General features: G+C 55.7%; 13 protein-coding genes and 1 pseudogene. 8 read left to right on the top strand and 6 right to left on the bottom strand.

What is annotated here, in order from left to right; genetic code table 11:
* Positions 1-200: 200 nt before the first annotated feature.
* From G536_RS0114055 to rny, 5 genes are all read left to right on the top strand, one after another.
* Complete coding sequence (locus tag G536_RS0114055; protein WP_169515099.1) at positions 201-845, top strand: DUF1684 domain-containing protein; 645 nt, start codon at positions 201-203, stop codon at positions 843-845.
* 223 nt (positions 846-1068) lie between these two features.
* Complete coding sequence (gene pheT / locus G536_RS0114050) at positions 1069-3504, top strand: phenylalanine--tRNA ligase subunit beta (RefSeq protein WP_022824241.1); 2436 nt, start codon at positions 1069-1071, stop codon at positions 3502-3504.
* 141 nt (positions 3505-3645) lie between these two features.
* A complete protein-coding gene (locus tag G536_RS0114045) occupies positions 3646-3942 on the top strand; it encodes a hypothetical protein (protein ID WP_022824240.1) in 297 nt (98 codons plus the stop codon).
* A 31-nt stretch (positions 3943-3973) separates the two neighbouring features.
* Positions 3974-4264: a cell division protein ZapA gene (locus G536_RS0114040; protein WP_022824239.1), complete on the top strand. Its 291-nt coding sequence runs from the start codon at positions 3974-3976 to the stop codon at positions 4262-4264.
* 134 nt (positions 4265-4398) lie between these two features.
* Entirely contained in the window at positions 4399-6096 is a 1698-nt protein-coding gene (gene rny, locus G536_RS0114035; protein ID WP_022824238.1) for a ribonuclease Y, read from the top strand.
* A gap of 67 nt (positions 6097-6163) precedes the next feature.
* On the opposite strand, the gene G536_RS30700 is transcribed toward rny, so the two are convergent.
* The 3 genes from G536_RS30700 to G536_RS0114020 all read right to left on the bottom strand — a co-directional run bounded on the left by G536_RS30700 (position 6164) and on the right by G536_RS0114020 (position 8738).
* Complete coding sequence (locus tag G536_RS30700; RefSeq protein ID WP_157530627.1) at positions 6164-6574, bottom strand: hypothetical protein; 411 nt, start codon at positions 6572-6574, stop codon at positions 6164-6166.
* Between the two features lie 76 nt (positions 6575-6650).
* Positions 6651-7205 carry a GNAT family N-acetyltransferase gene (locus G536_RS27900; protein ID WP_022824236.1) on the bottom strand — a complete coding sequence of 185 codons (555 nt, stop codon included), beginning with the start codon at positions 7203-7205 and terminating at the stop codon, positions 6651-6653.
* Positions 7206-7337: 132 nt separating this feature from the next.
* Positions 7338-8738 carry a mercuric reductase gene (locus G536_RS0114020; RefSeq protein WP_022824235.1) on the bottom strand — a complete coding sequence of 467 codons (1401 nt, stop codon included), beginning with the start codon at positions 8736-8738 and terminating at the stop codon, positions 7338-7340.
* A gap of 142 nt (positions 8739-8880) precedes the next feature.
* Here G536_RS0114020 and G536_RS0114015 point away from each other — a divergent pair, with 142 nt between their 5' ends.
* On the top strand, positions 8881-9645 hold the full coding sequence (locus G536_RS0114015; protein WP_022824234.1) for a hypothetical protein: 765 nt from the start codon (positions 8881-8883) through the stop codon (positions 9643-9645).
* Positions 9646-9650: 5 nt separating this feature from the next.
* Here the strand turns inward: G536_RS0114015 and G536_RS0114010 are convergent, their stop codons facing one another.
* From G536_RS0114010 to sucD, 3 genes are all read right to left on the bottom strand, one after another.
* Positions 9651-10121 carry a hypothetical protein gene (locus G536_RS0114010; RefSeq protein WP_022824233.1) on the bottom strand — a complete coding sequence of 157 codons (471 nt, stop codon included), beginning with the start codon at positions 10119-10121 and terminating at the stop codon, positions 9651-9653.
* Between the two features lie 198 nt (positions 10122-10319).
* The gene (locus G536_RS32210; RefSeq protein ID WP_157530625.1) at positions 10320-10850 is read right to left on the bottom strand and encodes a hypothetical protein; all 531 of its coding nucleotides are present in this window, start codon (positions 10848-10850) and stop codon (positions 10320-10322) included.
* 119 nt (positions 10851-10969) lie between these two features.
* On the bottom strand, positions 10970-11851 hold the full coding sequence (gene sucD, locus G536_RS0114000; RefSeq protein ID WP_026880176.1) for a succinate--CoA ligase subunit alpha: 882 nt from the start codon (positions 11849-11851) through the stop codon (positions 10970-10972).
* Positions 11852-12079: 228 nt separating this feature from the next.
* On the opposite strand from sucD, the pseudogene G536_RS0113995 reads away from it, so the two are divergent.
* A pseudogene (locus G536_RS0113995) lies at positions 12080-13054 on the top strand (PLP-dependent cysteine synthase family protein); the annotation flags it as partial.
* 70 nt (positions 13055-13124) lie between these two features.
* The gene (locus tag G536_RS0113990) at positions 13125-13535 is read left to right on the top strand and encodes a response regulator (RefSeq protein WP_022824229.1); all 411 of its coding nucleotides are present in this window, start codon (positions 13125-13127) and stop codon (positions 13533-13535) included.
* Positions 13536-13627: the final 92 nt, after the last annotated feature.

The raw sequence follows: 13627 nt of genomic DNA, 5'->3' as shown, positions 1-13627 counted from the left end.
GGTTGCAGCTTAGCGGTTCAGGAAGCCGTCCGAACTACAGTAGAACGTCATGCAGAGGCGGAGCCGAAGCATCTCGCCTGCTGATGTTGCAACGGTAATCCTGACGTCAGCAGGCGAGATGCTTCGGCTCTGCCTCTGCATGACGGGCTTCCATGCTCTACAACTGCAATAATCAGCCCCCAACAATCACCACCCAAAACATGCGCCTCAATCCCAAATTGCTTATCGGCCTCGGCCTGCTGCTCGTAATCGGCTATTTCCTGAGTGACCTGGTTTTCAACGACGACCAGTACGCCGCCCGGCTCCGCAAAGCCCGCCGCGAAAAGACCGATAGCTTCCGTCGGGTGCAAGGCTCACCGCTCAGCGAAACCCAGCGCAACGCCTTCGACAGCCTGCGTTACTATGCCCCCGACAAAGCCTACCGTTTCGAGGCGCAGCTAGAAGCCGTCAGCCAGCCTGATACCGTGGAAATCCCGCTCAACACGGGCAAAGCCGACAAATACCTGCGCTGGGGCCGGGCCACATTCATTCTCAACAAGCAGGAGTACAAGCTGACCTTGTTTCAGAAAGCCGACGGCAAGGATTCCACTTTGTTCGTGCCCTTCACCGACCGCACCAACGGCTTCGTCACCTACGGCGGCGGCCGCTACCTCGACGTAGTTAAGCCTGCCACCGGCGACACCGAAGTAGTGCTCGACTTCAACGAAGCCTACAACCCGTTCTGCGCCTACAACGACGGTTTCGCCTGCCCCGTGCCGCCCCAGGACAACCGCCTAGCCGTGGAAATCAAAGCCGGCGAGCAAGCCTTCCACGACCATGCCGAGCACGCGGGCAAGGACCACTAAGTATTGGGTAGCTATGGCCTAACGAAAAGCTATAAGGCAAAATCAGTAGGGTTTCCGCTCGCCACAGGCACCTGAAAGTAGTTGCCCGCCGAGCCATTGAAGCCACAGACCTGAATCCGTACCTTTGCCGGCTCTGTTGCCAATTGTGAGTTGCCAGCTAAGAGTTTATTCGACTAGCTAGCTTCTAGCGCCAACAACCAACAATCAGCTTCCAACAATCACCATGAAAATATCCCTCGACTGGCTCCGCACGCTCATTCCCACCGACAAACCCGCCGTGGAAATCGGCAAGCTGCTAACGGGCTCGGGGCTGGAAGTGGAGGGTATTGAGGAGCTGGAAAGCGTGCCGGGCGGCTTACGCGGCGTGGTGCTCGGCACCGTCCTGACCTGCGAAAAGCACCCCGACGCCGACAAACTCAGCCTGACCACCGTGGACGTCGGCGATGGTACGCCCCGCCAGATTGTGTGCGGTGCCCCCAACGTAGCCGCTGGTCAGCGGGTGGTAGTGGCGTTGGAGGGCGCTATGCTGTACCCCAGCTCCGGGGAGCCGTTCAAAATCAAGAAGTCGAAAATCCGCGGTGCGGCCTCCGAGGGCATGATTTGCGCCGAAGACGAAATTGGTCTGGGCCAGTCGCACGCCGGTATTATGGTGCTGGACACCGACCTGCCGAACGGCACGCCTGCTGCCAACTACTTCGGCCTAGGTTCCGATTCGGTGTACGAAATCGGCCTGACGCCCAACCGCGCCGATGCCGCCTCGCACTACGGGGTAGCCCGGGAGTTGCGCGCCTTGCTGCGCCGGCCTTGCCACCTGCCCGATGTGAGCAAGTTCCACGCCCCCGCCGAGGCCACGCAGAACATTGGCGTAACGATTGAAGACGCCGAAGCCTGCCCCCGCTACGCCGGACTGTTGCTGGAAAATGTGCAGGTTGGGCCGTCGCCGGAGTGGCTACAGCGCCGCCTGCGCAGCATTGGCCTGTCGCCCATCAACAACGTAGTGGACGTGACCAACTTCGTGCTGCATGAGTTAGGCCAGCCGCTGCACGCCTTCGATGCCGACCAAATCACCGGCAACCAAATCCGGGTGAAGCGGGCCGAAGCGGGGGAGAAGTTCGTGACGCTGGACGGCACCGAGCGGGCCCTCAAGGCAGAGGACTTGGTTATTGCCGATGCCAACGGTGCACCAATGGCGTTGGCCGGGGTGTTCGGCGGCAAAACGTCGGGTGTTTCCAACAAAACCACCCGCGTATTCCTGGAAAGTGCGTATTTCCAGCCGGCCGCCGTGCGCAAAACCAGCCAGACGCAACAGCTCAAAACCGACGCCTCTTTCCGCTTCGAGCGGGGCACCGATCCGCACATGGTGCCCGTGGCCCTTAAGCGCGCCGCCTTGCTGCTTCAGGAAGTAGCCGGTGCCACCGTGGCCGCGCCCGTAGTGGACGAGTACCCGACGCATATCGGGCACACGGCCGTGCGCCTGCGCCTGCCCCGCGTGAAGAAGCTGGTAGGCCAGTTCATTGCGCCCGACCGGATTCGCCAGATCCTCACCGACCTCGACATCCTGATTTCCGAGGAAAGCGAAGACGCCAACGGCCACGCCGAATGGATCCTGTCGGTGCCGCCGCACAAGGTGGACGTGACCCGCGAGGCCGATATCATCGAGGAAATTCTGCGCATCTACGGCTACGACCATGTGGCGCTGCGGCCCCACAACTCGGCTACCTTCTTGGCCAACTTCGTGAAGCCCGACCCGGAAATCCTGCGCCAGAACATTTCCCGCTTGCTGAGCGGCATGGGCTTCTCGGAAATCATCACCAACTCCATCACCAACTCCACCTACTTCCAGAAGCCGGGCGAGAAAAACGAGGAGCTGGTGCCGCTGCTCAATTTCAACAGCGCCGACCTTGATGTAATGCGCCCCACCATGCTGCACAGCGGCCTGGAAGTGGTGCGCCACAACCTCAACCGCCGCCAGCGCGACCTGAAGCTCTACGAGTTCGGCAAAACCTATCACCGCCAAGCCGACGGGCAATACCAAGAGAAGAACAAGCTGGTGGTGTACCTAACCGGCAACACCACTGCCGAAACCTGGCAGCAGAAGTCGGAGAAGGCGACCTACCACCAGTTGGCGGGTGCGGTGCAGCAGGTGCTGGCGGCGCTGGGTTTCGGGGCGCCTACTTCGCAGCCGGTGCAGCATCCGTACTTGGCGGGTGGCCTCACAGTACTAGCCCAAAACCAGCCGGTAGCGCAGCTCGGTGCCGTGTCGGGCGCGGTGCTCAAGCAGCTCGACGTAACGCAGCCGGTGTGGTACGCCGAGCTGGATTGGGACTGGCTGATCAAGAAATACAAGAACAACCTGGCGGCCCGCGAGCTGCCCAAGTTCCCGGAAGTGCGCCGCGACCTGTCGTTGGTAGTCGATAAAACCATCACCTTCGACCAGTTGCAGCAGATTGCCCGCCGCACTGAGAAGAAGCTGTTGCAGGCCGTGAACGTGTTCGACGTGTACGAAGGCGAAAACCTGGGAGCCGGCAAGAAGTCGTACTCGGTAAGCTTCACGTTGCAGGATACCACCCAAACCCTGACCGAGCAGGCCATCGACTCGGTGATGCAGCGCCTGATTCAGCAATTTGAACAGCAAGCGGGAGCCTTAATTCGCAAATAGTTGTTTCATTTTTCGTTATTGGTTTTTCGTTTTCTGTCGAGCTGAGTTTCAATTACTAGACCCACTAATTCACCTGGTTCGAGTAGGTGAAGCTCAACAGCAAGACCGGAAACGAAAAACCGACAACGGAAATCCAAAAAAATGGCCTCTTCTCAACAGCTTGCTCAACTAGACCGCCTGGAGCGGCAGGTGAACACCTTAGTGACTGCCTATCAGCGGTTGCGCGAGGAGCTGGCCGATGCCCAAACGACCGTGCAGCAACTCCAGGCCGACGTGCGCGACCGGGAGCGGCAGCTCAAGGATTTCCAGAATCAGGAGAATATCGTTAAACTTGTCAACACCATAGCCGGCGAGCCGGCCAATGTCAACGAGCTAAAACTGCGCCTCAACGAATACATCCGCGAAATAGATAAGTGCCTTGCCTATTTGAGGGAGTAACCGACCATCCACCCCACCCACGACTGCTCCCATGAGCGAATTATCCATCAAAATCCGCATTGCCGAACGGGATTACCCGATGCGCGTTGAGCCTCAGGACGAGGAACGACTGCGCATGGCCGGCCGCCTGCTAGGTGAGCGGATCAAGGAATTTCGCGAGCTATATGGCATTCAGGACAAGCAAGACCTGCTGGCCATGATTGCTCTGTCCACGATGGCTGACCGTTTGAAAGTCAGCAAGGAAAAAGATGGTACCGACACCGTGCTAACTGAGCGCCTCGCGCGTCTCGACGAGCTACTGTCGGGAGTGGTGCTCGTCTGAGAAGAGAAACAGACGAACGCACCGGCGTATTTTTAGTTTGAAACCCCGAACGGCGCAGATGGCGCGGCGGGGTTGTTTGGCATGTGGCCTTTGCTGGGTTGTGGTTTCATCATTCCCTTCCAAACCAATAGCCCATGTCCTCCACTATTTATATCGTCTTAGCCGCCGTGCTGTCCCTTGTGGTCGGCATCGTGGTGGGGCGCCTGCTGGCCGGTAAGGCCAACCAGGGCCACGAAGCCGAAGCAAAAGCCCGTGCTCAACAACTGCTGGCCGATGCCGAGCAGCAAGCCAACCGCACCCGCGACGAGCGGATTCAACAGTCGAAAGACAAGTTTCGCACCCTCAAGCAAGAGTGGGAGCAGGAAAGCCGCCGCCAGAAGCAGGCCCTCGATCAGGAGCTAACCGACCGCCGCGCCACCGTGGTAGAGCAGGAGCAGGCCATCAAGAAGCTTACTGATACCACCCAGCGCCAGCTAGAGCAGATTCAGCGCAAGGAAACCGAGCTGGACGCCACCCGGGAGCGGATAGAAGCCCAGAGCACTGCCCAACGCGAAAAGCTGGAAGCCCAAGAGGAAAAGCGCCGCACCACACTGGAAAACCAGCTGGCCAAGCTCCAGCAGCGCGAAGAAGAAGTGGAAACCGAGCTAGAAGAAACCCGCCACCACCTCAACGAGCAGCTCCAGCAGGTGCAAAGCAAGTTGGAAACTATTTCCGGTTTGACGGCGGCCGAAGCCCGCGAACAGCTAGTAGAATCGTTGAAGAATGAAGCCCAGATTCAGGCTTCTTCCTACATTAAAGACGTAGTAGCCCAAGCTAAGCTTTCGGCCACCAAAGACGCCAAGAAAGTGGTGCTGGAAACCATTCAGCGCACCGCAGCAGAACACGCCATTGAAAACTGCGTGTCGGTATTCAATATCGAATCTGACGATGTGAAGGGCAAGATTATCGGCCGGGAAGGCCGCAACATCCGGGCGCTGGAAGCCGCTACCGGGGTTGAAATCATAGTGGATGATACGCCCGAGGCCATCATCATATCGGGCTTTGATCCGGTACGCCGTGAGGTGGCCCGCCTGAGCTTGCACTTGCTGGTGAAAGACGGCCGGATTCACCCGGCCCGCATCGAGGAAATCGTGGCTAAAACCCGCAAGAACATCGACGAGGAAATCGTGGAAATCGGGGAGAAAACCATCATCGACCTTGGCATTCACGGTCTGCACCCTGAGTTGATTAAGATGGTAGGCCGGATGCGTTTCCGCTCCAGCTACGGCCAGAACCTGCTCCAGCACTCGCGCGAAGTAGCCAACCTTTGCGCCACCATGGCGGCCGAGTTGGGCCTCAACGTGAAGCACGCCAAGCGCGCCGGCCTCCTCCACGATATTGGGAAAGTAAGCACCGAAGAGCCTGAGCTGCCCCACGCCATCTTGGGTATGGAGCTGGCCAAGAAGTACAAAGAGCACCCCGACGTGGTAAACGCCATCGGCGCCCACCACGACGAGATGGAAATGACGGCCATGATTTCGCCGTTGGTGCAGGCCTGCGACGCCATTTCCGGCTCGCGCCCTGGTGCCCGCCGCGAGATGATGGAAAGCTACATCAAGCGCCTCAAGCAACTGGAAGAAACGGCAGTAAGCTTCGACGGGGTACTCCAGTGCTACGCCATCCAGGCCGGCCGCGAATTGCGCGTAATGGTCAACGCTGACAACGTATCGGACGAGCGTGCACAGGAACTGAGCTATGAAATCTCGCAGAAAATTGAGAAAGAAATGCAGTATCCCGGCCAGATCAAGATTACCGTAATCCGGGAAATGCGCGCCGTAGCTTACGCTAAGTAGTAATAGTAGCTAATCAGTTTATGCAAAAGCTGTTGTGGTTTCGGCCGCAACAGCTTTTGTGCTTTATCTACCGCTGCCGCACCAGTTCCAGATATTTCGCGTCGCACTGCTCGAAGCGCGTGTATGGGTTCATGGAGTTGCCAGTATTCTGGATGACCAGCATGCTGTCCTGCCAAACAGCTTCTACATCGTCTACTGGGTCGGCACCTTTTAGCCCGGCGAAGGTGAAATACGTGCTGGAATCTTGCTGCTCTACCTGCACTTGCCCCTGGGTTGTGCCCGTAGTGAAACTGTAGCCATCGGCTTGCTTTCCAATGGTGATAGAGAGGGCACACACTGCCGTATCCTGTACCGTATACGTGCCTGCGTAGATGGGTTTGGCTGGGGCTGATGGAGATGTTGATGGACTGGCTGCCGCGGGTGGCATGGGTGCGGCGGGCGTAGCGGAAGTGGTGGGTCTTTGTTCGCAGTCTGTCAATGCTGCAACCAGGAAGGCAAGAGCTATAGGACGTGTTTTCAGGCATCTGGCTTTCATACAGGAAGTAATATGGACTCTAACTAAAGCTACCTGCTGAACCCGTTCCGGGTGCGGGCCTTTGGGCTTCCAACCAAGCTGTGGGCACCCCATCGTCGTTGAATACGCCCGCGTGACGTAGGCCCACCTTAGCCAATACTGCTCGGGAGGCTAGATTCTGCATGTCGGCTATGGCGTATAATCTTGGCAGGCGCAGCACCTGGAAACCATAGTCTACTGAGGCTTGGGCGGCTTCGGTGGCATACCCCCGGCCCCAATAGCGGCGGATAAATCGGTAGCCAACATCATAGAAATCAACGTGGTGGTTGATGGGCTCCCGGATAAGCTTGAGGCCAGCCCAGCCAATAAATTCGGTGTTTGCTTTGTCGATAACTGCCCAGCGCCCAATGCCATTATCTAGGTATTGCTGCCGGATGAAGGCTATCATCTCCTGGCTTTGCTCGATGGACTGCACCGGCTCGTTGCCCAAGTAGCGGTGCACCTCGGGGTCGGAGTCCAGCTCAAACATACCGTGCGCATCGGTGGATAGGAACTCGCGGAGTAATAGCCGCTCAGTTTCCGCAAATATCTTCATGAGGAGCTGGATTACGGGGAGCTACAGTAATCCGAAAATAGTGGTTCGTAGGAACAGCGCAGCAAAAAGCCCGTCGTGCAAAGCAAAGCGGGCTTTTTAATTGGTTGAAACAACTAAGCTATCCTCAACAACTTACTCCGGCTTGTCCAGCTTGGCAAATACGTTGTTCAGGCCCTCGGCCCAGCTTGGGTGCGCAATGACCATATTCTGGAGCTGCTGATATTTCAGCTTGCCCATCATGGCTAGCTGGAACATGGTCATGACTTCACCACCTTCCGCAGACAGCACAGTGGCGCCAATAATCTGGTCCTTGGCATCAACTAGTACTTTCCAGAAGCCGCCGGTCTGGCCGGTTTCGCGGGCGCGGCCTATCGTGCTGACGGGCATGGTGGCTACGCGGTACGTAATGCCTTCTTCCTGAGCTTGGCTTTCGTTGAGGCCGATGCGGCCCAGTTGAGGCTCGGTGTACACGCAATAGGGGAGGGGGCGCTGCTTGGCCGAGCGGCGCTTGCCCCGCGTGAGCAGGTTGTCGCGCACCACGCGGTAGTCGTCGTAGCTGATGTGGGTGAACTGGGGGCCGCCGTGCACATCGCCGAGGGCGTACACGCCGCGCACGTTGGTTTCGAGCTGGGCATTCACTTCAATGAAGTGCTTCTCATCGAGCTTGATGCCCGCCTGTTCGAGGCCCAGCGCGTCAGTATTAGGGGTGCGGCCGGTGGCTACCAGCAAGTGAGTGCCCCGAATGCGCCGCTCACCCTGCTTGGTGCTGGCCGTGAGGGTGAAGATGCCCTCGGTGTTGCGCGACACGAGCCGGACTTCGGCATTCAGCACAATCTCCACGCCTTCCTTGGTCAGGATTTCGCTGAGCGCCTCGCACACGTCGTCGTCTTCGCGTTCCAGCAACTGCTTGCCCGACTCGATGATGGTAACCTCGCAGCCGAACCGCCGAAACATCTGGCTGAACTCCAAGCCGATATATCCACCGCCCAGAATAACCAGGTGCTCAGGCAATTCCTTAAGGTCGAGTAGTTGGGTAGTGGTGAGATAGGGTAGGCCTTCCAATCCTTCGATTTCCGGGATAGTGGCGCGGGTGCCGGTATTGATGAAGATGCGCTTAGCCGTGAGTTCCTGCACGGGACCTTTGGTAGGCGTGAACACTATGTTGCGCGGCCCGGTGAAAGCGGCGTGGCCCTCCAGCACGGTAATACCCTTGTGTTCCTTGGTGAGGTTGCTACGCACTCCTTCGCGCATGTCGCCAATGATTTCGTCTTTGCGCTTTAGTACAGCGGCTATATCTACTTTGGGTTCGGCGCCTTGTACACCGTAGGTAGTGGCAGTACGCAGTTGATGGGCACGCTCAGCGGAAGCCAGCATGGCTTTCACAGGTGAGCAGCCGTAGTTGATGCAAGAGCCTCCCAGTAAATTTTCCTCAATGAGAGCTACCCGTTGGCCAGCATCGGCAAGGGCAGTGGCAAGCGGATTTCCGGCTTGGCCGGAGCCAATAATAAGAGTGTCGTAGGAAGTATTGGGCATAAAGCGCGAAGTTTGAACAATGGGAAGCTGCCGCGGTGGCTGCTGCCTGTCAATCAGTACGCAACTGTCGAGCCCGTGGCCACACAACTACGTGAGGTATCTTGCGTTTGGCTCTCGAATTATCTGTTTCTGCCCGCCCTTCATGCTTCGTTTGCTTCGTGCGTCCGTTTTGTTGAGCTTACCTCTATTGGCTAGCTGCTCGTCACTTTATTTTCCGCCACCCCCGCAAGTGCCCCTACTCACGCAGAAAGGCGAGTGGAGCGCTGGGGTACACACCAATTTTAGCAACAACACCGCGGTGCAGGGTGCTTACGCCGTGGGGGAGCATATTGGGGTAATGGGTTCGGCTTCGTTCCTGCATTCCAATAAAAAAGAAAGCTTGTTCGGTAGTAAAGCCGAGCGCGAATCCGTGGACCACGACTTTGTAGAGGCCGGCGTAGGATACTTCACCCGCTTGCGCAAAGACCGGCGCGTGCTGGAAGTGTACGGCGGCCTAGGTGTGGGCAGCACCAAGCGCACCCGCTTCAACCAAGAAACTAACTTCACCGCCGAAACAGCCGAGGGCACGTTGCACAAATATTTCGTGCAAGTGAATTACACCTCGAAGGAGGAAAAAAGCTTCCACGCATTCGGGCGCGACTGGCCGTTCAACTACGGTACCGCCTTGCGGGCCAGCTTCATGCAATTGGATAAGCTAAAGGTGAACGGGCTCGATGTTGCTCCCGAAGACAATGTGTTTCTGGAGCCTATTACTTATACCCGTATTCAGGTGGTCGGGCCGCTTCAGCTTCAGCTTATCAGCGGCAGCAACTTCGGGTTGCGCAGCCGCAAGTTCCTAAAAGCCTCCAACTCGGTGTTTCAGTTCGGGATTGTGGTGAACATAGGCGGGCAGGAAGGCCGTAAGTAGATAAGCTACTTGGCTGATTTGCTCTCGAAAAATTTATTGAGTGGGCGTTTAAACAGACCGTTAGTAGTGCCTAAATACACAGTATCGCCGAGTTGGGCCAGGTCAGAGAAATCAGCGTACCCTATACCGTCGTTTTTTAGCTCGCGCAGGCGAACAGTACTGGCGTTCAGCCACCGGAAGGTATAAACGCTGTTGGTTACAGCACCATGCGTAATGCCTACCAAACTGTCGCCTACTGAATAGAAAGTAGATAAGTCGAGCGCGGAATTGAAACCATCTAAACGCTGCCAACTTGCGCAGTCATTGTTTGAAGTCCAAATAGTGCCACCTCGCTGCAGGGAGTACACAATACCCTTTAATTTATAAACAGCAGTGGGATTTACTGGACCAGTAGCTTGAGTAAAAGTGCCATTTACCTGCTGATAAGTGCCATCCTGAGTGATTTTAAACAGGCCATAGCCGTCGCACCACACCAAAAAGTAATCGTCAACGGCCCAGAAACTTTTATAATTGAATTGGCTCCGGCCAGGAGGGGTGGGTATGCGGATAAGTTGCGAGCTTATTTGCGTTGTGCCAACAAGGGTTGACCCAGTAGTCGATGTGTTAATAAGCCTACTCAATACCAACTGAAAGGAGTTAGCCTGATCATCATTCGTGCGGTAGCCGCACAGTAACTAATTGTTGCGGTTGATAGCCCCAAAAGGGTATTGTGAGCCACCCAAAAAATTTTCAAACTGCGTAGCAGTTGGGTCCAGGCTACGCAGGTTCAGTTGAGTGCCTCTGTCGAAGAACTTAGTTGGATAAATAGTGAGTAATGTATTGGAAGCAACTTCACGGTTATCTTTTGGATTGGCGTAGAAATTTTCGTTCATCGGTACGGCATTGCGTACATCCCACGGCAGTGGGTCGGTGCCCCAAGTGCGTGACGGAGTCCGGCCAAAACCCGTGTAATAACCATTAGCCTTTTGTTCAGCAGAACCAGGAATTGGCGAAAGCACCTCAAACTGCCCTATCACTTGTAAATTAAGCGTATTCGTTCCTGGCACTACCCGTAAGACATTGCGTTGATAATTGATCAGATACTTTACCTCTGTCCAACTATATTGCTTGTCTACCTCTATAGTTACCTCCTCTATTTCCTTTCGGCAGGATAGTAAGAGAGGTGTAAAAAGAGCAACAGAAATCAGATTTCTAGAGAATTGCATACAATATTCTTTCAATGACAATAATTGTTATCAGTAGCAAATAAGCACAAAAAAGTGGACCCAACAGATCTGTTGAGTCCACTTTTCTATAGCTATACTACAGACGTAGTTGCGCCTCTCTATTTGCCGCCCAGTACGCGCAGCATCGTGTCGCCGATTTCGGCGGGAGAGTCTACTACGTGGATACCACACTCGCGCATGATGGCCATTTTAGCAGCAGCCGTATCGTCGGCGCCTCCTACGATGGCACCTGCGTGACCCATGCGGCGGCCGGGAGGGGCCGTCTGGCCAGCAATGAAGCCAACTACGGGCTTTTTGTTGCCGGTTTCCTTGATCCAGCGAGCTGCTTCGGCTTCCATGCCACCGCCAATTTCACCGATCATTACGATACCTTCGGTTTCGGGGTCGTTCATGAGCAGTTCCACGGCTTCTTTGGTGGTGGTGCCAATGATGGGGTCACCGCCGATGCCGATGGCCGTGGTCTGGCCGAGGCCGGCTTTAGTGAGCTGGTCAACGGCTTCGTAGGTCAGCGTACCCGACTTCGAAACGATACCGATTTTGCCTTTCGTGAAGATAAAGCCGGGCATGATACCCACTTTACACTCGCCAGCCGTCATTACGCCGGGGCAGTTCGGGCCGATCATACGCAGGCCTTCGCGGCCTTTCAGGTATTCTTTCACCGCAATCATGTCCTTGGTAGGAATGCCTTCGGTGATGGTGATAATAACCTTGATACCGGCGTCGGCGGCTTCCATGATGGCGTCGGCGGCATAAGCCGGCGGCACGAAGATGATGCTGGTATCGGCGCCGGCCTGCTCTACGGCCTCCGCTACGGTATTGAACACGGGCCGGTCGAGGTGGCTGGTGCCGCCTTTGCCGGGCGTAACGCCGCCCACCACGTTGGTGCCGTACTCAATCATCTGCTGGGCATGAAACGAGCCTTCGGAGCCGGTAAAGCCCTGCACAATCACTTTGGAATCCTTGTTGACCAGAACACTCATGTAAAGAGGGGTTATAGGTAGGTTGCGGTTGCAGCTGGAACTACTGGCCGCTGCAAGCAGCGGGTGCGCAAAAGTAGCCTTTTTTAAGGCTGCGGCAAGGTGCTTGTTGTCATTCTGGCCTAGGATGGATTCAGACCGTAGTTCCAAGCAAATGCTATCGTAGCAGGCGGCTCCCATCTGAAATTCGTACCTTTGCTGCCCCCTCTCTCAATAATAATTCCCCCTCACATGTACCTCAACAACATAGTCGAGGCCATCGGTAATACGCCGCTGGTCCGGCTCAACAAGGTCACGGACGGTATTAAAGGTACCGTGCTGGCCAAAGTGGAATACCTGAACCCCGGCAACTCAGTGAAAGACCGGATGGCCATCCGAATGATTGACGATGCCGAGAAAGCCGGACTCCTCAAGCCCGGCGGCACCATCATCGAAGGCACTTCTGGCAACACCGGCATGGGCTTGGCCCTAGGCGCCATTGCGCGCGGCTACAAGTGCATCTTCGTGATGAGCGACAAGCAGAGCAAGGAAAAACAGGATATTCTGCGCGCCGTAGGTGCCGAAGTAGTTATCTGCCCCGTTGACGTAGCGCCCGAAGACCCGCGCTCCTACTATTCTGTGGCGCGCCGCCTGACCGCCGAAACGCCGAACTCATTCTATCCCAACCAGTACGACAACCTCTCGAACACGGCGGCCCATTACGAAAGCACCGGTCCTGAAATCTGGCAGCAGACGGAAGGCACCATCACGCACTTGGCGTGTGGTGTGGGTACTGGCGGTACCATTTGCGGCACGGCCAAGTACCTGAAAGAACAAAATGCCGATTTGAAGACGGTAGGTATCGACACCTATGGCTCAGTGTTCAAAAAGTACAAAGAAACGGGGGTATTCGATAAAAGTGAAATCTACCCGTATAAGACCGAAGGCATTGGAGAAGACATTTTGCCTAAAAATGTTAACTTCGACCTCATCGACCTATTCATTAAGGTAACCGATCAAGACGGAGCGCTCATGACCCGTCGTTTAGCTAAAGAAGAGGGGTTGTTTGTGGGCTGGTCGTGCGGATCGGCCGTTTTCGGAGCACTAGAATATGCCCGGCAGCACCTTCAGGAAGGCGACACGATGGTAGTGATTCTACCTGACCACGGCACCCGCTACCTTGGCAAGATTTACAACGACGATTGGATGCGCGAGCAAGGCTGGCTGTAACATTTGCCGTGTCTAATTTGTCTGGTTTGCGCTGCTACTCTTTCATTGAAAAAAAGCTCACAGTCTTATGCCCAAGAAATTGCGCAGTATCATTCTGGTTGACGACAACGAAACCACCAGTTTCCTGAACAACCGGCTGCTCAGTCGTCTTGACGTGGCCGAAAAGGTGCACACCTTCCGGAAAGCTGAGCAGGCTTTTCAGTTTCTGTGGGGTGACGACAGCGACTTGGAAGAATCCGATGCTACGCCGGCACTGGTTTTCGTTGATTTGAAGATGCCTGGCATGGATGGCTTCGAGTTTCTGAAGCTGTATGATGCGTTGCCTGACCAGTCGAAAGCTAAAACAGTTATGGCAGTGCTAACCACCTCTATGCACGCCGCTGACACGGCCCGCGTGGCTCAGTACCCCAATGTGGAGTACCTGGCTAAGCCGTTGACCGAAGAAAAAATGGAAAAGCTGCTGAAAAAGCGGTTTTAAAATGAAAAGCTAAAAGACGGGAGCCCGGAGTTAGAAGAAAATAGAATAACCTGTTCTATTTTCTTCTAACTCCGGGCTCCCGTCTTTTAGCT

The sequence above is a fragment of the Hymenobacter norwichensis DSM 15439 genome (assembly GCF_000420705.1).
GTDB lineage: Bacteria > Bacteroidota > Bacteroidia > Cytophagales > Hymenobacteraceae > Hymenobacter > Hymenobacter norwichensis.
The sequence above is the reverse complement of the archived record's forward strand: the minus strand, read 5'-3'. Positions and strand labels throughout refer to the sequence as shown.

Excerpts from the sequence above, each read along its gene's own strand:
- G536_RS0114045 (WP_022824240.1), top strand. The coding sequence starts at position 3,646 with ATGGCCTCTTCTCAACAGCTTGCTCAACTAGACCGCCTGGAGCGGCAG.
- pheT (WP_022824241.1), top strand. The coding sequence starts at position 1,069 with ATGAAAATATCCCTCGACTGGCTCCGCACGCTCATTCCCACCGACAAA.
- G536_RS0113990 (WP_022824229.1), top strand. The coding sequence starts at position 13,125 with ATGCCCAAGAAATTGCGCAGTATCATTCTGGTTGACGACAACGAAACC.
- sucD (WP_026880176.1), bottom strand. The coding sequence starts at position 11,851 with ATGAGTGTTCTGGTCAACAAGGATTCCAAAGTGATTGTGCAGGGCTTT.
- G536_RS0114020 (WP_022824235.1), bottom strand. The coding sequence starts at position 8,738 with ATGCCCAATACTTCCTACGACACTCTTATTATTGGCTCCGGCCAAGCC.
- G536_RS27900 (WP_022824236.1), bottom strand. The coding sequence starts at position 7,205 with ATGAAGATATTTGCGGAAACTGAGCGGCTATTACTCCGCGAGTTCCTA.
- G536_RS0114040 (WP_022824239.1), top strand. The coding sequence starts at position 3,974 with ATGAGCGAATTATCCATCAAAATCCGCATTGCCGAACGGGATTACCCG.
- rny (WP_022824238.1), top strand. The coding sequence starts at position 4,399 with ATGTCCTCCACTATTTATATCGTCTTAGCCGCCGTGCTGTCCCTTGTG.
- G536_RS0114015 (WP_022824234.1), top strand. The coding sequence starts at position 8,881 with ATGCTTCGTTTGCTTCGTGCGTCCGTTTTGTTGAGCTTACCTCTATTG.
- G536_RS0114055 (WP_169515099.1), top strand. The coding sequence starts at position 201 with ATGCGCCTCAATCCCAAATTGCTTATCGGCCTCGGCCTGCTGCTCGTA.
- G536_RS32210 (WP_157530625.1), bottom strand. The coding sequence starts at position 10,850 with ATGCAATTCTCTAGAAATCTGATTTCTGTTGCTCTTTTTACACCTCTC.